This window comes from Actinomycetospora lutea (assembly GCF_028737205.1).
GTDB classification, from domain to species: domain Bacteria; phylum Actinomycetota; class Actinomycetes; order Mycobacteriales; family Pseudonocardiaceae; genus Actinomycetospora; species Actinomycetospora lutea.
Map to the genome: position 1 here is coordinate 275307 of NZ_JAQZAL010000004.1, position 18165 is coordinate 293471.

The window sequence follows — 18165 nt, forward strand, 5'->3', positions numbered from 1 at the left end:
TGACGCGGCTCGCGGCCCGGGAGTCGTTGCCATGGGTAACGTGCTGCGCGTGCCGATCCCGATCGACCCGCCGGCGGACGCCGCGGCGCCGCAGCGCAACCCCAAGGCGCCTGCCCCCGGCGAGCGCACCGCGTCGCACTTCGAGGGCTGCCGCGGCTGCGGTGACGTGCCGGGCAGCCTGCGCCTGCGCTCGTGGGTCGGCGACGACGGCGTCTCGGTGGTCAGCCGCTTCGACGTCCTCGACGAGCACCAGGGCGCGCCGGGCCTCCTGCACGGCGGGATGCTCATGACCGCGTTCGACGACGCCCTCGGCACCGCCTACACGCAGGTCACGCGGTCCGCGGTGACCGCGCGCCTGGAGACCGACTTCCGGCGCCCGGTGCCCGTCGGCACCACGCTGTGGCTGCGCTCGCGCGTCGACGCCGTCGTCGGCCGCAAGATCTTCGTCTCCGGGGACGCCCACCTCGACGGGCTCGCCGGCGAGGTCGCCGGCACCGCGCGGGCGCTCTTCCTCAAGGTCGGCGTCGAGCACTTCCTGCGCCACGGGCGCCCCGAGGACCTCGAGGCGCTCGGGGCGAGCCGCGAGGTGATCGAGGCGGCGCGCGCGGCCCGCTGACCGGCGGGAACGGGCGGGGCGCCGGCGGCGTTGTCCCCGGTGACGGCTCCGTCCGAGGGGAGGTACCGGTGCGCAACGGGCTGAAGACGGCCGCGCTGCTCGGTCTGATGAGCGCGATCGTCCTGATCATCGGCTCGCTGTTCGGGCGCACCGGGCTGCTGGTCGCGCTCGTCGTCGCGCTCGGCGTCAACGGCTACTCGTACTTCTTCTCCGACCGGCTGGCGCTGCGCGCGATGCACGCCCGTCCGGTGAGCGAGGCCGAGCAGCCGGTGATGTACCGGATCGTGCGCGAGCTCGCGACCGACGCCCACCAGCCGATGCCGCGGCTCTACGTCAGCCCCACCGACGCGCCCAACGCCTTCGCCACCGGCCGCAACCCGCGCAACGCCGCGGTCTGCGCCACCACGGGCATCCTCAGGTTGCTCGACGAGCGCGAGCTGCGCGGCGTGCTGGGCCACGAGCTCTCGCACGTCTACAACCGCGACATCCTCATCTCGTCGGTGGCCGGGGCGCTCTCCAGCGTCGTGTCCTACCTCGTGCTCGCCGCCCAGCTGTTCGGCGGCAGCCGCAACGTCCTCGCGACCCTGGCCGTCGCGATCATCGGGCCGGTCGCGGCGGCGATCGTGCAGATGTCGATCAGCCGGTCCCGCGAGTACCAGGCCGACGCGAGCGGCGCGACGCTCACCCACGACCCGCTGGCGCTGGCCTCGGCGCTGCGCAAGCTGCAGTACGGCACGGCCGTGGCGCCCCTGCCGCCGGATCCGCAGCTGGTCAGCCAGTCACACCTCATGATCGCGAACCCGTTCCGCCCGGGCGAGGGACTCTCGCGCCTGTTCTCGACCCACCCGCCGCTGGACGACCGCATCGCCCGCCTCGAGGCGATGTCCCGCAACGGCTCTTGACGGTGCCGGGGCGCCGCGATCGGATGTCGGCAGCGTCGCGTCCGGGCCGGTGCCAGACCGGCGGATGGAGGCACCGGAGCCCTGGAGTGACCCACCCCATGGCCGTTCGCATCGATCACCTCGCGCTCGCCGCCCGCGACGCCCGCGAGTCCGCCCGGTTCCTCGCCGACGTCCTCGGCCTGCCCGACCCCCACCCCTGGGGGCCGTTCGTCGCCGTCGACGTGGACGAGACGTTCACCATCGACTACGCCACCCCGCCCGGGGAGTGGCCCGGCCAGCATGTCGCGTTCCTCGTCGGCGAGGACGAGTTCGACGTCGTCCTGGCCACGCTGCAGCACCGCGGCGTCACCTACTGGGCCGACCCGCAGCAGCGCTGGGTCGGGCAGTACAACACCCACGACGGCGGGCGCGGCCTGTACTTCGACGACCCCGGCGGGCACCACTTCGAAGTGATCACCCGCCGGTACGGGTCCGGTGGGTGAGGTCCGGCGGGCGGGCCCCGACGACGCCGCGACCGTCGCGACCCTGCTCGACGACTTCAACACCGAGTTCGACACCCCGACCCCGGGTGTGGACGTCCTGACCGCCCGCCTCGCGGAGCGGCTGCGGGGCGACGACCTCGTCGCCCTCCTGCACGAGCCGCCCGGCGGGCCCGCCGACGGACTGGCCGTGGTGTCGTTCCGGCCGACCGTCTGGTTCGACGGCCCGGTCGCGCTGCTCGACGAGCTCTACGTGCGCCCGGACCGGCGCGGGCAGCGGATCGGGCACACGATCATCAGCGCCGTCGAGGCGCTGGCCGCGGAGCGCGGCGGGCGGATCGTGGAGGTCAACGTCGACGGCGAGGACGTCGACGCCCGCCGCTTCTACGCCGCGCACGGCTACGCCTGCGTCGAGCCGGGGGCGACCGAGCCGAGCTACTACTACGCCAAGGAGTGGTGACGACCCCGGGACGGACCGGGGGTCGACCCTGAGGTGGTGGACGGCCCGGGGCGGGACGGTCGTCGACATGACGATCGCCGCGCGCCAGACGGAGCGGGTCACCCGCGTGTTCCTCCTCGCCGACCAGGAGGCGGCCCGGGGCGGTGACGCCCGCGTCCGGACCGTCCACCTCCTGCTCGCCCTCGCCCGGGAGGAGCGCGACCGGGGCGGTGGCCTCGGCGGCGGCCTCCTCGACCCGCTCGACCTCGACGACGTGCGCGCCGAGGCGGCCATCCGGTTCCGGGGCGTGGGCTGGACCGGGCGCCGGCCCTACAGCCCCGGCGCGGTCGCCGCGCTCGACGCCGCGGTCCGGGTCGCCGACGAGTCCGCGGACCCGACCCTCGGCGTCCGGCACCTGCTCGTCGCCGTCCTCGCCGACGATGCCGAGGACGCGGCGCAGGTCCTGCACGCCTGCGACGTGGACGTCGACCGCCTGCGCGCCGGCGCCCGCCGCGAGCTCACCGCGGACACCAGCCCGCGCCCCTACGCCGCCGCCGGGCCCGTCCTGCCCCAGCTCGACCGCATCCTCGACACGCTGGGCCGCATCGACCGCCGCCTCGGCACCCTCGAGGGCCGCGCGGCGACCTGAGGCGGCCCGTCCCCTCGAACCCCCCTCGAACCCCCGCTCGAACCCCGCTCAGACCGCCGCGATCGCCGCCCGCGTCGCCTCCGGGTCGAGGTAGTCGTCGGTGTGCTCGAACTCGGCGAGCCGCCCGCTCGCGCCCGTCAGGAACCCGAGGCGGACCGCGCTCGTCCCGTGCAGGGCCCCCAGGGTCCACGCCGAGGCGACCCGCGCCATCGCGGCCGGCGCCCGCATCGCCCAGAGGTGGTAGGCGCGCGTCACCCCCGCCGCGACGGTGCCGGTGAGGTCGACGCCGAACGGCTTCGCCACGGCGTCGGTGCCCCCGAGGTCGACGACCATGCCGAGGTCGCGGTGGCGGTACGGCCGTGTCGGCTGCCCGGTGAGGCCCGCGACGACGTTGTCGGCGGCGACGGGGGCCTGGCGCGAGGCGTGCTGCGCGGTCGGCGGGCACACCGCGCCGCCGCCCGTGGCGAGGTCGGGCACCGCCGCCGCGTCCCCGATGGCGAGCACCTCGGGGTGCCCGGGCACCGACAGGTCCGCCTCCACGACGAGCCGACCGTGGTCGGTGGCCGCGTCCAGGTGGCTCATGAGCGGGCTGGGGGAGACCCCCGCCGTCCAGATCAGCGTCTGCGTCGGCAGGCGGCGGCCGTCGGACAGCGTCGCCGACCCGTCGTCCACCGCGGTCAGGCTCGTCTCGAGGTCGACGTGGATGCCGCGGGACTCGAGCACGCGCCGCGTGTCCTCGCCGAGCCTGTCGCCGAGGCCGGGCATGAGCCCGTCGTGGTGCTGCACGACGTGCCACTGCACGAGCCCGGGATCCAGGCGGGGGAAGCGCCGCGCCAGGGCGGTGGTCATGAGCTGCAGGTTCGCGGCGGTCTCGACGCCGGCGTAGCCCCCGCCGACGACGACGAAGCGGCAGCGCTGCGCCCGCTCGTCGGGGTCGTCGGAGGTGTTGGCGACCTCGAGCTGGCCCAGCACGTGGTCGCGCAGGTAGGCCGCCTCGGCGAGGGTCTTGCAGCCGCGTCCGTACTCGCGCAGGCCGGGGATGTCCATGACCTTGGTGACGCTGCCGGGCGCGAGCACGAGCCGGTCGTAGCCCAGGACCTCGGGGTTGCCGGTGATGCTGCGGACCAGCACGCGGCGCGCGTCGAGGTCGATGCCGGTCGCCCGTCCCGGGACGAGCACCGTGCGCCGCAGCCGTCGCGACAGCGACACGACGGCCGCCGGGGCCGGCAGCAGCCCGGCCGCCACCTGGGGCAACAGCGGCAGGTAGAGCATGTAGTCGTCCGGGCAGACGAGCCGGATGTCCGCGTCCGGCGCGAACCGTTCCACCCGGCGCGCCACACCCGATCCCGCGAAGCCGCCACCCACCACGACGATGCGTTCGCTCATGGTGTTCTGCCTACCCCACCCCGGCCCGTGGTCGTGTCACGCTGGGTTCGGCGCGTGCGACGGAATCTGCCGGCCGGGGGGAGGGATCGACGTGGCGGAGAGCTCGGTGACGACGGACGACGCCCTGCGCTGCGGCGACCTCACCGACCCGGTGCGTCTGGCCCACCTCGCCGAGTCCGGCCTCGGACCGCGCGTGGACGACCGCATGGAGTGGTTCGCCGCGCGGGTCCGCCGGTGGCTCGAGGTGCCGGTGGCGCTGGTGTCGCTGGTCCGGCCCGACGAGCAGGTCTTCCCGGGCGCCGCCGGCCTGGGCGAGCCCTGGGCGAGCTCGCGACGGACGCCCCTGACCCATTCGTTCTGTCAGCACGTGGTGGCGACCCGCCGGCCGCTCGTCATCGAGGACGCGCGCGCGGATCCGCTGGTGGCGGAGAACCTGGCCGTCCGCGACCTCGGTGTCGTCGCCTACGCGGGCATGCCGCTGACGGACGAGTCGGGCCACGTCCTGGGCTCGCTCTGCGCGATCGACCTGGTACCGCGCTCGTGGCGGCCGGCCGAGCTGGAGGCACTGGCCGACCTCGCCGCGGCCTGCTCGATCGAGCTGCGGCTGCGTCTCGCCCGGGTGGGCGCGGAACGCGAGCGTGCGCGGCGCGACGACCTGGAGGAGTCCCTGCGCGACGCCGTCGACCGCAGCCAGACGCTGCTGGAGGTCTCGCGATCGGTCGCGGACAGCACCTCGATGGAGGACGTGCGAGCAGGCCTGGCGGGGCTGACCCGGGGTGGGCTGGAGCCCGACCACCTCGACGTGCTCGTCGTCGGCGACGACGGGATCCTGCAGCGGCTGCCGGGGCCGGACGATCCCGACGGGGCCGACCGGTGGGACCCGAGCGGTGAGGAGCCCACGCCGCCCGCCCTGGCCGTGGCGGAGCGCCGGGCCGTGTACTGCGCGACGCGCCGCGAGTTCGACGACGTGTTCGGTGCGCGGTCCCGCGGGCGGCTCCGGGACCTCGACCTGCACGCGGTCGTCGCCGCACCCTTCCTGGGCCCGCGCGGGGCCTCCGGGGCGCTCGTCCTGGGCTGGCGACGCCCGCGGGAGTTCTCTCCGGCCGACCTGCTGCTCGTCAGCACCGTGACCGCCTACACGGCCCGGGCCATCGACCACGTCAGCTGGATCCAGCACCGGGTCACGGTCGCCCGCGAGATGCAGCAGGCGCTGCTGACGCAGGTGCCGGACGTCCCCGGTCTGCAGATCGCCGCCCGCTACGAGCCGGCCGACGCCGAGGAGTACGTGGGCGGCGACTGGTTCGACGTGTCGCCCCTGCGCGCTCCCGGGCAGGAGACGGCGGTGGTGATCTCGGTCGGCGACATCGTCGGCCACGAGCTCGACGCCGCGATCGACATGGGCCAGGTCCGGTCGATGCTGCGGCAGGCGGCCTGGGACCGCGCGGCGGGCCCGCCGTCGCTGATCGTGCACGCCTTCGAGACCGCCAACGCCGGTGCCGGGCTCGACGCCGCCGGCACGATGGTCGTCGCGCACCTGCGGCGCCGCGCGGGCGGCCGCTGGACGATGACCTGGGTCAACGCCGGCCACCCGCTCCCGATCCTCGTGACACCCGGGGAGACCCGGCTCCTCGAGGGCCACGGCCGGCTGTTCGGGCTGCCCGCCGGAGTCGTCGACGAACGCGGCGACCAGGAGGTCGACGTGCCGCCCGGTGCCGTGCTCGTCCTGTACAGCGACGGCCTGGTCGAGCAGCGCGGGGCCGACATCGACGAGCGGACCGAGGACCTGCGGGCCTTCCTGGCGCAGCGGGGGACGACGGAGCCCGGCGTCCTCGCCGACGCCGTCATGGGCGAGTTCGGGCGCCGCAGCGGCGACGACGTCGTCGTCCTGGTGGTCCGCTTCGACTGAGTCCGCGTCCTCGGCGGGGGTGTCGGGTGGACCTCCGTGCAGGGACGCGGCGGACCGCGCGGGGTTGTCCCGGTCGTCCGGATCCACCCCGCTCGTGTGGTCCGCGCGGATCTCCCCTAACGATCGCGGGGGCCGCGGCGACGGTGGTGCTGAGCGCGACGCCGCGCTCGCCCACCACCTCCCCGGGAGACCCTCCGTGCCTGCTCACCGTGCCGTCCGCCGGACCCGCCGCACCCGCGCCGCCGCCCTCGGGACGCTGACGCTGCTCGGTGCGTTCGGTCCCGGGGCGGGGATGGCCCTGGCCGCCGGTGCCGGCGACAAGGACTGCGACGACTTCACCTACCAGGAGGACGCCCAGGAGGTCCACGACGCCGACACGTCGGACCCGCACGGTCTCGACGGCAACGACCAGGACGGGCGTGCCTGCGAGAGCCTGCCGAGCCGGTCGGCCAGCGAGGACCTCGGCCTCGTCGACGCGCCGGCGTCGTCGTCCTCGGGGTCCTCCTCCGCGGGCACGCGCGAGACGTCGGTCTCCTCGACCCGAACCGCGCCGACGCAGGACCGCGACTGCGCGGACTTCTCCTCGCAGGCCGAGGCGCAGGCCGTCCTCGACGACGACCCGAGCGACCCGGAGCGCCTCGACGCCGACGACGACGGGGTCGCCTGCGAGTCGTTCGGCTACCGCGACGACAGCAGCGACGACGGCAGCGACGACGACGGCTCCGACGTCGACGTCCGTCCGGCCGCCGCGACCGGGCACAGTGCGGACCGCTACCCCGTCGGCGGCGTCGAGGCCGGTGACGGCTCCGCCCCGTCCGAGGGTGTCGACGCCCTGGGCTACGCCCTCCTGGGCTCGGCTGCGGTCGCCGGTGCCGTGGCCGTCCGCCACGCCCGCCCGGGGCGGCACCGCCGGGTCTGAGCTACGGCTCCCGGCTCGCGTACAGGTAGGCCGGGACGTGGGCGCCGCGGCCGGTGTCGTGCATCGCGGTGCCGATCCGGTGCCACCCGAGGCGTTCGTAGATCCCGATCGCGACGGTGTCCTTGGCCATGACGTCGCCGACGATGTCGAGATCGTGGTGGACGGCCCAGTCGGTCAGGGTGCGGGCGAGCGTCGTGCCCAGGCGGCGGCCGCGCCCGGCCGGGGCGACGAACAGGCGGGCGCCGACGATGGTGGTGGCGATGTCCCCGCCGCGCTGCACCCAGGCGTCGACGGCGGCGATCTCGGGCTGCGCGGTCATGGCCAGGGCGTGTCCGACCACGGCGTCCTCGAGGACGGCGACCCAGGCGTGCAGGGTCCCGCGCGGGGTGAGCCAGGCGTGCGGGTCGGCGACGCCCTCGACCGGATAGCCGTCGATCCGGTGGACCTCGACGAGCGCGGCGGCGAGGGCGTCGAGGTCCCCGGGTCGGCGGTCGCGCACGGCGGCCACCGCGGGCTCAGCGGTAGTTCGTGAACTGCAGCGCGATCTCGAAGTCGCGCTCCTTGAGCAGGGAGATGACCGCCTGCAGGTCGTCCTTCTTCTTGCCGGTGACGCGCAGCTGGTCGTCCTGCATCTGGGCCTGGATGCCCTTGGGGCCCTCGTCCCGGATGACCTTGGAGATCTCCTTGCCCTTGTCCTTGCTGATCCCCTGCACCAGCGAGCCGGTGACCTTGTAGGTCTTGCCCGAGATCGCGGGCTCGCCCACGTCGAAGGCCTTCAGCGAGATGCCGCGCTTGATCAGCTTCTCCTTGAAGACGTCGATCGCGGCGGTGCAGCGCTCCTCGGTCTCGGCGCTGATCGTGATCGCCTCCTCGCCGGCCCAGGACACGTCGGCGCCCGTGCCGCGGAAGTCGAACCGCTGCGTGAGCTCCTTGCTCGCCTGGTTGAGCGCGTTGTCGACCTCCTGGCGGTCGACCTTGCTCACGACGTCGAACGAGGGGTTGGCCATCGTCGTCCTCCCTGACGTGTCGGCGAGTCTGCGGAGGGGGCCGCCTGCACCGGCGGCGGACCCGGGTCTGTAGTCTCTACGACGTCATCCTGCGGGGTGGCACACCCTGGCGGGTTGCCCGAGCGGCCAATGGGAGCGGACTGTAAATCCGTCGCGAAAGCTTCGAAGGTTCGAATCCTTCACCCGCCACCACCAGCCCCGTCACCTCGCTGACCAGCGACGACGGGGCTGACTCATGATCAGGGCCGTGTTCGGCTCTGTCCGACTGTGACCGGCTCTGCGCGGGTGTCCACGGACGATGCACGGACAGGTCGATCATGACGGGTCCTCGCCCAGCGCCTCGGTGATCCGGCGCCGCGCCTCGTCCTCCTGGCCGACGATGCGCTTGGCAGAGACGCGCAGGAGCACGTTCACGCTGCGCCCGGCCCAGTCGGCGACCTGCGACAAGTCCTGTGCCTCCCCGCTTGCGTACCGAGGCCTTCACGGAGGACAGTCTTGTGCAGCTGGAACGCCGCCGCCGGTCGTAGGGACCCTCGGCTTCAGTGCACGACCCACGCAGGGGCTTGGGCACTCCTAGGAAGCGACCAGCACACCCCGCATTCGGCTCCGCCACCACTCCTGGCGCTGAGTCATGCGCTCCATTCGCCGTCACGACGTTGCTCCTCGGCGCGTCGCGACGGCTCCTCGAGTCCGCGGCCGACACCGCGCGTCTCGGGCCGGTCGTGCCCGCCACCGCCCGCAGGGGGGCCGGTGGCGGGCACGACCGGGCCCCTCCACAGGGAAGGCCGCACGTCATCACTACTTCTCCCGTTCCCGAACCGACCCTCTCCGACCACGTCGACCGAGCCTGGATCGACCGACTCGTGGACCTGCAGGTCCTCGCCGCCCACGGCGATACCGCCGCGTCTTCACAGATCGATGAGTGGCTCGCGCACGACCCCGAGGCCCGCCGACTGTGGAACACCATGGTTCAGACCTGCCAGCAAGTCCGGCCCGACGGCCCCGACGCGTGGTCACCTTGAGTCGCCGAAGCGTCACGGCCGACCTTCTCGATCTCGTCGGCGAGGGAGTCGGTGCCGTGCTCATCTCCTCCGTCTCCCTGATGGACAACGCTTTCAGGCCATCGCGGCCCTTCCCGCGTGCGGTCTCCTCGCTACTCGAACGCGAACCCAACGGTGACAGCCGGCCGGCTCGCCCGTGACCGTCACGCCCCCATTCACGGGCAAGAAACAAGATCGCTCACGGGTCCTCGCCCAGCGCCTCGGTGATCCGCCGCCGCGCCTCGTCCTCCTGGCCGACGATGCACTTCGCGTAGACGCGCAGGAGCACGTTCACGCTGTGCCCGGCCCACTCGGCGACCTGCGGTGCCGGAACGCCGGAGTTGAGCCAGGTCGACACAGCGGCGTGCCGGAGGTCGTAGGGCCGGCGCGCGAGGGGTGAGGCGACCTCGGCCGCCGTCAGGGCCTTCTCGCGGGCGTCGCGCCACACCCGCTGGTAGACGCTGCCGGCCAGCGGGCCGCCGCGGGCGCCGCGGAACAGCCGGCCCTGACAGTCGACGCCGAAGCTGTCGATGTGGTCCCGCAGCAGCCGGACCAGCGGCGGGGGAGCGGGCACGATGCGTACGTCCTGACGTCCTCGGTGCTTGAGCCCGCGCGGCTCCCGGCGGGTAGCGAGGCCGGTCCACGCGCGCCCGGTCTCCGGGGCGGAGCCGGTGAGGTACAGCTCGCCCCACCCGGCGTCAGGCAGCGTCAGGGCGTCGCGGCGGAGCTCCACGGCCTCGGCCGGGCGGAGGGCGGCGTAGTAGATCGCGGCGAAGAACGCGACCAGCGCGGGCCCGGCCTTGCCCTGCACCCTCACCGCCTCGAGCAGCGAGCGTGCCTGCGCCGGGTTGACCACCGCCCGCGGGTTGACCGTGTCGGCCAGTTTGGGTGCGCTCCAGCGGATCGTGCGCAGCGGGTTGGACGGCAGCAGCTCCCGTTCCACCGCGTACTCGACGATGTTGAAGAACGTGGCGCGCTTGCGGGTCACGGTGCTCGCGCTGGCCGGTGCGCCGTCCAGGCGCAGCGTGAAGCGGTCCAGCACGGCACGCACGAGCACGGTATCGGCCAGCGCCGAGACCGGCACCGTGTGCTGAGCCAGCCAGCGTGCCGCCGCGGCCATGTCGTCGTCGGCGGGCGGGCCGGCGGCGCGCACCGGCGCGTTGAAGGCCCAGGCGTAGAGCGTGGCGCGGAGGACGTCGTCGTCCGGCCGGCCGCGGTCGGTGGTCAGGAGAGCTGGCGTCGTCGTGGTCAGCGACTCCGCGATGCCGCGCCGGCTCTTGCCTGCCTGCCGCGGCCACTTCATGTCGACGTAGTCGCACGCCAGCGCGAACCACGTGACCGCGGCGACCTCGGGCGCCGATGACACGGGCCGGCCGGTCGCCACGTCGAACGGCTCCCCGCGCCGGATCGCGCTCACCAGCTCGGAGCGGAACCCGTCGGCCTGCCTGGGGTGCCGGAACGAGTCGTGCCACTCCTGACCGGCCACGATCCACCGCACCCGGTACGTCGTGCCGCGGGCACCCTCGCGCTTCTTCACGCCCCACACCCGGACGTCCAGCGTGGTCTCTCGTTTCGGTGCCATCAGGCCGGGACCTCGCAGCCGTCCAGCCAGGCGTCGAGATCGGCGCGCCGGATGCGGATCGCGCCGTTCGGGAGCCGGATGCACTTCGGCGCCTTCCCGAGCTGGCGCCACTGGTAGAACGTCGAGCGCGCGACCTGCAGCTCGTCGCAGACCTGCTCGACGGTCAGCTTCTCCACCGGTCGGCGCGGCGCAGGAACCCGGGCGGTCACGCCGCCGCTCCGTCGGTTGCCGAACACGGGACGTCTCCGGACGCGGCGAGCTGGGCGGCGGTGTACTCCGCGCGCCATCGCTGGCGTTCGGCGATCGCGGCCAGGAGCAGCACCGGGCGTCCCGGCACGTCCGGATCGTTCGGCCGGGTCGGCTCCCAGCGCACCGCGGGGTCGCCGGTCGTGGTCCGGGCCGTCGGGGTGATCCCGACGTCGGCGAGCAGTTGCCGAACGAACGCGGTCCGGTCGGCTCGGTGATCGTCGAGGGTCTTGCCCGACCACTTCCGCGAGACGAGGACCCGACGCCCACCGAGCCCGAGCGTCTCCGCGCGGTGCGCCTTGCCGCGACAGACACCGGGCGTCGTGCGGGCGCCGGCACCCTTCGGGGTCACGCCGTAGAGCAGCCACACCGCGCAGCGCGGCGAACACGGCGTCTGCGCCAGCTCGGCATGCAGCCGGCGGGCGTGGGCGCGCTGACGGTCGCTCACCGGCCGCGCCTGCTCGTCCTGCTCCTCGCCCTTGGCAGCCGCGGTCAGCCCGGCGGCATGGCTGACACTCTTCGTCAGGTACTTGGTCAGGTAGCCGATGTGGCGACCGGCGTCCTCGGTGCCGCCGAGGATGCCCTTCACGTGCACCTGCTCCCCGAACCGCACGACGTGCGCGGGCTCGGTGACGGCGTCGCAGGCGTCGTCCCAGGAGGGTAGGGCTGTCCCCGTGTCGGGGTCGGTGAACACCCGCCGGACTGCGTCCCACCGGGGCGGGTTGTCGGCGGTGTAGACGGTCTGGTCGTGGGCGGGCCACCAGACCTGGTGATAGGTCGCCTCGGTGATCGCGCGCAGGTCGGCGCGGGAGATCGAGCCCCGGACGGCGGCGTGGAAGTGCGGAGCGCCCCGGCGCTGCGGTTCGACGGTTCCGAAGTACTGGACCTCCCATCCGACGCAGCGCCGGGTGTTCTGCCACAGCCGGTCGAGCAGGGCCGCGAAGTGCACCGCGTCGCGGGCCGCACGCCGATAGTCGTAGCTCGCCGGGTCGACCGGCGTCCCGTCCTCGCGGACCCGGCCGTAGCTGCCCAGCGTCCACGTGACGAACGTCGAGGGCCGGTAGCGCCCGGCGCCGAAGGTCTGACCGACGGTGCGGTCCTCCACCGGCCGCCGAGGAAGGTTCGGGGCGTCCTGACGTCGTCGGGTGGACCGCTTGCGGGGTGCCCGCTCAGGCGGATCGAGAGGAGCCAGCCGGCCGCGGACCCCGAGCGCCCGCAACTGCTCGTCGAGGTCGTCGACCTGCTCCGCCAGCTCCTCGGCCGTCTCGTCGTCGCCGCGTTCCCGAGCCGCGCGGTAGGCCACCACGAGATCGGCCCGAGCGCCGACGATCTTCTTCTCCTCGTCGGTCGGCTCGCGCGGGGACAGGTCGGGCTCCTCGTCGAGGTGCCAGCCCTCGCGGCACTGAGCCATCCGCAGGGTTCGGGCCTTCACCGCGCACGGGCCGCAGACGTCCTCCCGCGTCGACCCGCACGCCACGGGCACGACTTCGGTGCGCCCGGTCTCGATGTCGATCCGGCGCAGTGCCACCGGGCGGATGCAGACGCCGTGCTCAGCGGCCATCGCCCGGGCCACGTCGGCGGCCATCGGGAGCACCGCACGCTCCTGACGCGTCCGGCGTTCGGCCTGCTGCTCACCGACGTTTGCGCCTCCGTCGGCGACGGGCAAGCCCGTTGTCACGTCCGTTGGTTCACCCAACGTGCTCTCGGGCCAGGTCTCGCCGTTCTTGCCGTCCCGCCGGTGTGCGGCGAGGCCGCCCCTCATCTCACTCATGACGAGTCCTCCTTCGACTCGCTGGCCTTCTTCGCCGCGCCCGTTCTCGCCTTCCTCCGCGGGGTGGGCTCGTCACGTTGGACCGGGATTACCGCCCCGATGTCCTCGCGGGTCGGGCTCGGGTACGTGCGGGCGAGCCAGCGCATCTGCTCGTCGTCCACGTAGACCGACCGGACCTTGGTCAGGGTCTGGTCCTCGTCGTCCACCACGTAGCCCATGCCCGGGGTCAGCGCGCTGATCTGGTCGCAGCGGGCGCCGCGATCACGGGCACCGTCCCCGAGGACCATCGCGACCTCGGTCTTCTCCGTCATCCGCAGCCCGACGCGCGTGGTGAACAGCCCGCGCAGGTCGACGACCTCCTTGCGCGGGTCCTGCACGCACCCGACGACGGAGACGCCCGGGGCGCGGCCCTTGGTCAGCAGCTGCCCGAGCGCGGCCTGAGCACGGCTGCGCAGCCCGCGATCGGCGATGTAGGTGGTGAGGGAAGCCACCTCGTCGACGAGGACGACGTAGAACGGCTCGGCGGTCGTCGGCACGTGCTGCCGGGTCCGGGAGCGCAGTTCGCGGGTGCGCTGCGCGGTGAGCGCGGCCGCGGCCTCCAGACCGACGACGAGGTGTTCGTCGCTGTCGGCGGCCAGGAGGTGGAACAGCTCGGCGTACATGCCGAACTCCATGCCGCCCTTCGGGTCGATCCCGATGACGCGCACCAGGCCCTCGCGGATCGCCGGGGCGAGCGCGACCAGCAGGCCGGCGACCATCGACGACTTGCCCGAGCCGGAGGCGCCGGCCATCAGGACGTGCCGCCCGAGCAGCCGCAGCCGCCACGGCGAGCCGTCCTCCCGGCGCCCGAGCGGGAGCGCTTCGAGGTCGACGGCGTGCGCCGAGCTCGGGGGCGCGGTCGGCTCCATCAGCGTGTCCGCGCAGATCACGCGCAGCCACACCCAGCCGCGTCGCCGATGGGCGAGCACCCGGACGTCGAGGGCCCGGAACTCGGAGCGCAGCTCGTCGGTCCGCTCCTCGAGGTCCTCCCTCGTCACGCCCGGGCAGAGCTGGACGGTCAGCAGATCGGCGTGCGGGCCGAGGCGGCACCACAGCAGCCGGGGCACGACGAGACGGGCGGAGGCGTCGCGTGCCTGGAGGCCGGCCGAGGCCATGAGGTCGGCGAAGCCACTCCGGTACCGGATGCGCCGGCCGAACCGGAACACCCGCGACGAGATCAGGCGATCGAACGAGGCGCCGTGCGACCGCCACCACGTGACGCCGGCAGCCAGCGCGACCGCCGGGACCGCCAGGAAGCCGGCGATGCCCTGCGCGGCACCGAGGAGTACCGCCAGGGCGACGACGGCCCCGAGGATCGGCACGTAGGCCAGCAGCCAGATCGCCATCGCAGCGGCCCACACCGCCAGCAAAGCGAGGCGGAACAGACCGCGCCCGGCGGCGAGCCCGAGACGGCTGGAGAGGGAGTCGGGCTCCCGCACGATCGCCGTGCGCTGGACGTCGGCGCGACGTCGAATCGTCGAGCCGCGGAAGGGCTGGTGCGTGAACATCTACGGCTCCTGTGGGGACGATCGACGGGTCCGCGGGGAACGAGCGGTACCGAGTACGGCCCGACGGGTGGCCGCACGACGACGCAGCGGAGCGGCGTCGAACAGGGCGGCCTGATCGAGGTGGTCAGGGCACCGGCGAGGTGCGTTGCGGCGTCGCTCGATCCGCGCCCGGCAGACCTCGCAGCGGTCGGACACGATCGGTTCCGCCTTCGGGGTGCTCATGCGACCGCACCTCCCGGGTCGGGCTCGCCGCGCTGCTCACGGGCGAGCCGGGTCCGCTCGGCGGGCGTCAAGCCGGCGACGACCCCGTGACGTCGCCCCGAGCGCTCCCAGCTCATGACGTCGTCCAGGCACGCCGCCTGGACGGGGCAGAACTCGCACACGGCGCGGCAGGTGGCGACCGCATCGGGATCGGAGGGCTCGGGGAAGAACAGGTCGTCGAGGCCGTCGCACGTGGCGTGCTGTCGCCAGGACGGCGGTCCGTCGCCGTCGAAGAGGACCCGGCGCAGCACGAGTCGGACGGTCGCCGGGTTGTGGAACTCGCGTCCCGGTCCGACGTCGCGTCGCAGGCGAGAGAGGACCGGTTCGGGCGTGTGAACTGGTTGCGGGGTCTGAGGTGGCGAACTCATCGTCGTGCCTTCCGGGGTCGGGAGGCACACGACGGACCGGGACGGCGGGACCCGCGGTCACTACCGTGGGCGACGCGCTCCGGCACCGTCGTGTGCGGAGGGGCGAAGGCGCCGGGACGGGGAGAGGTTGGTCGCCAGGACCCGCCCCGGCGCCGAGTCAGACGGAGCCGCAGGCTCCGCGAACGGCGTGCTGCGCGGCGAGCAGCTCTGTGACCGCGGCGGCGAAGCACTCGGAGAGACGAATCAGCTCGCCGGAGTGCAGGAAGAGCGTCAGCCGGCTTCCGATGCGCTCGTCGACGTCGACCGTCACGCGGTCCTCGTCGGCGTGGACGGTGAACCCCATCCGCGCGTCGGGCCGAACGTGCACGCCGACCGTCATCGCGATCCCGGGCTCGGGCGACTCGACGCTGGCCATTACGCGGCCTTCCCGTCGGTCGAGTCCTGAGCGCTGGAAGGCGTCGCACTCGCGCCCGACCCTCCAGAGCCGCGGGACGACGAGCGGGGAGTCGGCGCCCCCTGACCCGCCGGGGTCCGCATGCCGGTCGCGCGAAGCGTGTAACCGAGGCGCTTGTACTCGCCCTGGCCCTCCAGCTTCGGGGCAGCGGTCATGCCCTCGAACTCGATCGGCCGGACGACGATGCCCGGCGCGACCTCGATGCCGTCCGGAGGCACCGGCTGGTGCTCGGCCAGCACCGTCACCGAGACCGACTTGTCGGCCTCGCGCGTCGCCGACGGGTCCGAGACCGTCACGCGCCACATCCGCTTGCCGGTCTCCTCGTCGACCTGCTGACGGACGGGCCGGCCCTTCGCCCGGTCCTCGCGCGACTGGTACTCGGTCACCGCCGAGACCTCGCCCATCATCAGCCCGCCCTGCGGGAACACCGTCTCGAACTCGACCGGGAACCTCTGCCCGTAAGGGACTGCCATCACCATCTCCTCGTCACAGGGGCACGCGTGCCCAGGTACCGAGGAGAGTACGCACTTAAAGTGCGGGTGCCGCACTAATAGTGCGGGTGCATTCGGGTGGTCTTGTCAGGTCACTCGCTGTGCCAGATCGCGAAGCTCCTGCGAGCCCGTGCGATCACTCTGGACGAGGTCGGCGACCAGCTCGCGGACACGGGCGTGGCTCTCGAACTGCTGCGGAGCGAGGTCGAGGCCCTGGCGCAGTGTCGCCACGACGGCGTCGGTCTGGCGAAGCTGGGCCTGCGCACGGGCGACGTCGATGAGGAGCCGGCCCTGCCGCTCAGGGGAGAGTCCGGAGGCGTCGACCGTCTCGGCGACCCGGAGCGCGCGACCGGCGTCGCCCAGCTCGACCGCCACCGCCACGTCGTGGAGAAGCACATTCGTCGGCCCGAACTCGGTTTCGTAGTCGTTCCGGTCCTCGCCCAGCTCGTCGGCCGCCGCCCGGGCCTCGTCGAGGTAGAGGTACGCCATGCGCGCATCGTTAAGCCGAGCCGAGGCCACCGCGAGCTGGAGTTTCAGGGCACCGCGCACAGCGATGGCGGGGGAGTCGCCGTCGGCGGCCCGCTCGTCGAGCGCGTGTGCTGCCGACTCCGCGGCGCGGATCGCCAGATCGAAGCGTCGCGCGACCTGGAAGACGATCGCGAGACGGAACGCGCCCTCGGCCATCAACAGCGGGTCGCCGGCCTTCTCCGCCGCGGTGATCGCGCGGTCGACGGCGACCCAGGCCGCGCCGGTCTCGCCGAGCTTGGAGAGCACGCCGGCCACCGCGAGGTACGACCGCGCCTTCGCGACGTTGACGACGATCTCGTCGTCGCCGGTGGCGTTCCGCGCCGAGCGCTCCAGCTCGGGGAGCAGATCGGTCAGGAGCGTCGCCAGCTCGTCGTACTGCGACCCGTGGGCGTACTCCCACGCCTTGACCGCTTGCCGGTCGAGGTCCCGCACGTCGAACGGCCGCGTGCCGGCGAGCACCGCATGAAGCGCGTCGCTGGAGGAGAGCGCGAGGCTCAGGGCGCTCGCGGCCGGCTCGACGTCGGCCTGGACGACCTTCTGCTCCGGTGCCAGCTCGGCGACGGGAACCCCGAGCGCTTCCGCGAGCCGCTCGAGCACGCTCATCCGGTCGATGCGGCGAGCGCCGCGCTCGACCTGGCTGAGCCACGTCTCGGACCGGTCGAGCCGGCTGGCGAACTCGGCCTGCGACAGCCCGAGCTTCTTGCGCAGGAACGCGACGCGCTGGCCGAAGGCCCGCTGATCGCTGGGCGTGCTCACTTCGGCAGGTTCTTGCCGCCGATGGGCGTCAGGAACTCCACCCGGGTGTCGGCGATGTACTGCTCACGCTCGCTCAAGAAGCGCTTTGTGTGCGGCTGGCTCTCGTGCGCCTCGAACGCTTCACGGTCCTCATACATCTCGTAGAAGACCCGCGCCAGGGGAGCGTCTTCGACCGTGTGGACCGCGTAGAGGAGCGTACCCGGCTCCTGCTCCCGGATGCCGGGTGCAGTCTCCGCCACGAGCTGGTCGAACCCCTGAGCCGCGTCCTCGTCCTTGAGGTCAAAGCGGACGGTCAAGCCAAACATGTCATCCTCCGAGTGCGGTGCCGCACTCAGAGTACTGGTCCGGAAGGCTCCGGTGCACTAGGGCGTCTCGGTCCGGTCCGTCATTAGCTCCTACCTCCGAGATACCCCAGAGTCACGCCGGAGAACGCTTCATCAATTAATCCGTTGCGAACTCTATCTAAGCGCCAGGCGGCTGCACCGTTCAGAAGTCTCAAGCGAACGTTGGCATCTTGTCCTGTCAGAATAGCCTCGGACTCAGTACCGACCGCAAGCGAGCCTAGAGTTAGCGCGAAGCTGGCCACAGTTCTTGCAGTCGCTTCGTGGACCTCTGTTCCGTGCACGATCGAGTTTCGGTATCGTGCTAGTCTGGCAAGCATCAAGTCAAAGGTGTCGCTTAAGGAAGATAACACCTGGTTCCGGTCCGAGGGCTTCTCGGAGACCGGCGCGAGAACCCGGCGAAGAAGCCCAGCTTGTAAACTGGCTCTTCCGGATTTAGAGTGCAAGAGATCCACAGTGCAGCAGCGACCGGATGCG

General features: G+C 73.0%; 21 protein-coding genes and 1 tRNA gene. 9 read left to right on the forward strand and 13 right to left on the reverse strand.

All coding sequences use genetic code 11. The features are described from left to right. Nucleotides 1-31: 31 nt before the first annotated feature. The 5 genes from PHK61_RS07220 (at nt 32) to PHK61_RS07240 (ending at nt 3085) form a co-directional block, all read left to right on the forward strand. A complete protein-coding gene (locus tag PHK61_RS07220) occupies nt 32-616 on the forward strand; it encodes a PaaI family thioesterase (RefSeq protein WP_274280284.1) in 585 nt (194 codons plus the stop codon). A 68-nt stretch (nt 617-684) separates the two neighbouring features. Then, on the forward strand, nt 685-1518 hold the full coding sequence (htpX, locus tag PHK61_RS07225; protein WP_274280285.1) for a zinc metalloprotease HtpX: 834 nt from the start codon (nt 685-687) through the stop codon (nt 1516-1518). Nucleotides 1519-1616: 98 nt separating this feature from the next. Beyond that, on the forward strand, nt 1617-2000 hold the full coding sequence (locus tag PHK61_RS07230; RefSeq protein WP_274280286.1) for a VOC family protein: 384 nt from the start codon (nt 1617-1619) through the stop codon (nt 1998-2000). Next, nucleotides 1993-2457: a GNAT family N-acetyltransferase gene (locus PHK61_RS07235; protein ID WP_274280287.1), complete on the forward strand. Its 465-nt coding sequence runs from the start codon at nt 1993-1995 to the stop codon at nt 2455-2457. Before PHK61_RS07230 ends, PHK61_RS07235 begins: the two co-directional genes overlap by 8 nt. Before the next feature lie 67 nt (nt 2458-2524). After that, the gene (locus tag PHK61_RS07240) at nt 2525-3085 is read left to right on the forward strand and encodes a Clp protease N-terminal domain-containing protein (protein WP_274280288.1); all 561 of its coding nucleotides are present in this window, start codon (nt 2525-2527) and stop codon (nt 3083-3085) included. A gap of 48 nt (nt 3086-3133) precedes the next feature. Here the strand turns inward: PHK61_RS07240 and PHK61_RS07245 are convergent, their stop codons facing one another. Next, entirely contained in the window at nt 3134-4471 is a 1338-nt protein-coding gene (locus PHK61_RS07245; protein WP_274280289.1) for an NAD(P)/FAD-dependent oxidoreductase, read from the reverse strand. Between the two features lie 106 nt (nt 4472-4577). Between PHK61_RS07245 and PHK61_RS07250 the strand changes: the two genes are divergently transcribed. Beyond that, on the forward strand, nt 4578-6377 hold the full coding sequence (locus PHK61_RS07250; RefSeq protein ID WP_274280290.1) for a GAF domain-containing SpoIIE family protein phosphatase: 1800 nt from the start codon (nt 4578-4580) through the stop codon (nt 6375-6377). Between the two features lie 196 nt (nt 6378-6573). Then, entirely contained in the window at nt 6574-7296 is a 723-nt protein-coding gene (locus PHK61_RS07255) for an excalibur calcium-binding domain-containing protein (RefSeq protein ID WP_274280291.1), read from the forward strand. Nucleotide 7297: 1 nt separating this feature from the next. Here the strand turns inward: PHK61_RS07255 and PHK61_RS07260 are convergent, their stop codons facing one another. Together PHK61_RS07260 and PHK61_RS07265 are read right to left on the reverse strand one after the other, a co-directional pair. Then, a complete protein-coding gene (locus PHK61_RS07260) occupies nt 7298-7795 on the reverse strand; it encodes a GNAT family N-acetyltransferase (RefSeq protein WP_274280292.1) in 498 nt (165 codons plus the stop codon). Between the two features lie 16 nt (nt 7796-7811). Beyond that, a complete protein-coding gene (locus tag PHK61_RS07265; protein WP_274280293.1) occupies nt 7812-8303 on the reverse strand; it encodes a YajQ family cyclic di-GMP-binding protein in 492 nt (163 codons plus the stop codon). A gap of 108 nt (nt 8304-8411) precedes the next feature. On the opposite strand from PHK61_RS07265, the gene PHK61_RS07270 reads away from it, so the two are divergent. After that, a tRNA-Tyr gene (locus PHK61_RS07270) sits at nt 8412-8495 on the forward strand. Nucleotides 8496-8618: 123 nt separating this feature from the next. Here PHK61_RS07270 and PHK61_RS07275 read toward each other — a convergent pair. Next, nucleotides 8619-8750: a hypothetical protein gene (locus PHK61_RS07275; RefSeq protein WP_274280294.1), complete on the reverse strand. Its 132-nt coding sequence runs from the start codon at nt 8748-8750 to the stop codon at nt 8619-8621. Nucleotides 8751-9166: 416 nt separating this feature from the next. Between PHK61_RS07275 and PHK61_RS07280 the strand changes: the two genes are divergently transcribed. Next, the gene (locus tag PHK61_RS07280; RefSeq protein WP_274280295.1) at nt 9167-9325 is read left to right on the forward strand and encodes a hypothetical protein; all 159 of its coding nucleotides are present in this window, start codon (nt 9167-9169) and stop codon (nt 9323-9325) included. A 217-nt stretch (nt 9326-9542) separates the two neighbouring features. Here the strand turns inward: PHK61_RS07280 and PHK61_RS07285 are convergent, their stop codons facing one another. From PHK61_RS07285 to PHK61_RS07325, 9 genes are all read right to left on the reverse strand, one after another. Beyond that, nucleotides 9543-10925, reverse strand: a complete 1383-nt coding sequence (locus tag PHK61_RS07285) for a tyrosine-type recombinase/integrase (RefSeq protein ID WP_274280296.1) — start codon at nt 10923-10925, stop codon at nt 9543-9545. Next, a complete protein-coding gene (locus tag PHK61_RS07290; RefSeq protein WP_274280297.1) occupies nt 10925-11134 on the reverse strand; it encodes a helix-turn-helix transcriptional regulator in 210 nt (69 codons plus the stop codon). Before PHK61_RS07290 ends, PHK61_RS07285 begins: the two co-directional genes overlap by 1 nt. Further along, nucleotides 11131-12756, reverse strand: a complete 1626-nt coding sequence (locus tag PHK61_RS07295) for a replication initiator (RefSeq protein WP_274280298.1) — start codon at nt 12754-12756, stop codon at nt 11131-11133. Before PHK61_RS07295 ends, PHK61_RS07290 begins: the two co-directional genes overlap by 4 nt. A 182-nt stretch (nt 12757-12938) precedes the next feature. After that, on the reverse strand, nt 12939-14489 hold the full coding sequence (locus PHK61_RS07300; protein WP_274280299.1) for an FtsK/SpoIIIE domain-containing protein: 1551 nt from the start codon (nt 14487-14489) through the stop codon (nt 12939-12941). Nucleotides 14490-14707: 218 nt separating this feature from the next. Next, a complete protein-coding gene (locus PHK61_RS07305) occupies nt 14708-15001 on the reverse strand; it encodes a WhiB family transcriptional regulator (RefSeq protein ID WP_274280300.1) in 294 nt (97 codons plus the stop codon). A 274-nt stretch (nt 15002-15275) separates the two neighbouring features. Then, entirely contained in the window at nt 15276-15533 is a 258-nt protein-coding gene (locus PHK61_RS07310; RefSeq protein WP_274280301.1) for a hypothetical protein, read from the reverse strand. Beyond that, entirely contained in the window at nt 15533-16045 is a 513-nt protein-coding gene (locus PHK61_RS07315; protein WP_274280302.1) for a hypothetical protein, read from the reverse strand. Before PHK61_RS07315 ends, PHK61_RS07310 begins: the two co-directional genes overlap by 1 nt. A gap of 105 nt (nt 16046-16150) precedes the next feature. Continuing rightward, nucleotides 16151-17347: a helix-turn-helix domain-containing protein gene (locus tag PHK61_RS07320; protein WP_274280303.1), complete on the reverse strand. Its 1197-nt coding sequence runs from the start codon at nt 17345-17347 to the stop codon at nt 16151-16153. Further along, nucleotides 17344-17652: a putative quinol monooxygenase gene (locus PHK61_RS07325; RefSeq protein WP_274280304.1), complete on the reverse strand. Its 309-nt coding sequence runs from the start codon at nt 17650-17652 to the stop codon at nt 17344-17346. Before PHK61_RS07325 ends, PHK61_RS07320 begins: the two co-directional genes overlap by 4 nt. Nucleotides 17653-18165: the final 513 nt, after the last annotated feature.

Excerpts from the sequence above, each read along its gene's own strand:
- PHK61_RS07220 (WP_274280284.1), top strand. The coding sequence starts at position 32 with ATGGGTAACGTGCTGCGCGTGCCGATCCCGATCGACCCGCCGGCGGAC.
- PHK61_RS07230 (WP_274280286.1), top strand. The coding sequence starts at position 1,617 with ATGGCCGTTCGCATCGATCACCTCGCGCTCGCCGCCCGCGACGCCCGC.
- PHK61_RS07240 (WP_274280288.1), top strand. The coding sequence starts at position 2,525 with ATGACGATCGCCGCGCGCCAGACGGAGCGGGTCACCCGCGTGTTCCTC.
- PHK61_RS07245 (WP_274280289.1), bottom strand. The coding sequence starts at position 4,471 with ATGAGCGAACGCATCGTCGTGGTGGGTGGCGGCTTCGCGGGATCGGGT.
- PHK61_RS07265 (WP_274280293.1), bottom strand. The coding sequence starts at position 8,303 with ATGGCCAACCCCTCGTTCGACGTCGTGAGCAAGGTCGACCGCCAGGAG.
- PHK61_RS07285 (WP_274280296.1), bottom strand. The coding sequence starts at position 10,925 with ATGGCACCGAAACGAGAGACCACGCTGGACGTCCGGGTGTGGGGCGTG.
- PHK61_RS07295 (WP_274280298.1), bottom strand. The coding sequence starts at position 12,756 with ATGGCCGCCGACGTGGCCCGGGCGATGGCCGCTGAGCACGGCGTCTGC.
- PHK61_RS07300 (WP_274280299.1), bottom strand. The coding sequence starts at position 14,489 with ATGTTCACGCACCAGCCCTTCCGCGGCTCGACGATTCGACGTCGCGCC.
- PHK61_RS07310 (WP_274280301.1), bottom strand. The coding sequence starts at position 15,533 with ATGGCCAGCGTCGAGTCGCCCGAGCCCGGGATCGCGATGACGGTCGGC.
- PHK61_RS07315 (WP_274280302.1), bottom strand. The coding sequence starts at position 16,045 with ATGGCAGTCCCTTACGGGCAGAGGTTCCCGGTCGAGTTCGAGACGGTG.
- PHK61_RS07325 (WP_274280304.1), bottom strand. The coding sequence starts at position 17,652 with ATGTTTGGCTTGACCGTCCGCTTTGACCTCAAGGACGAGGACGCGGCT.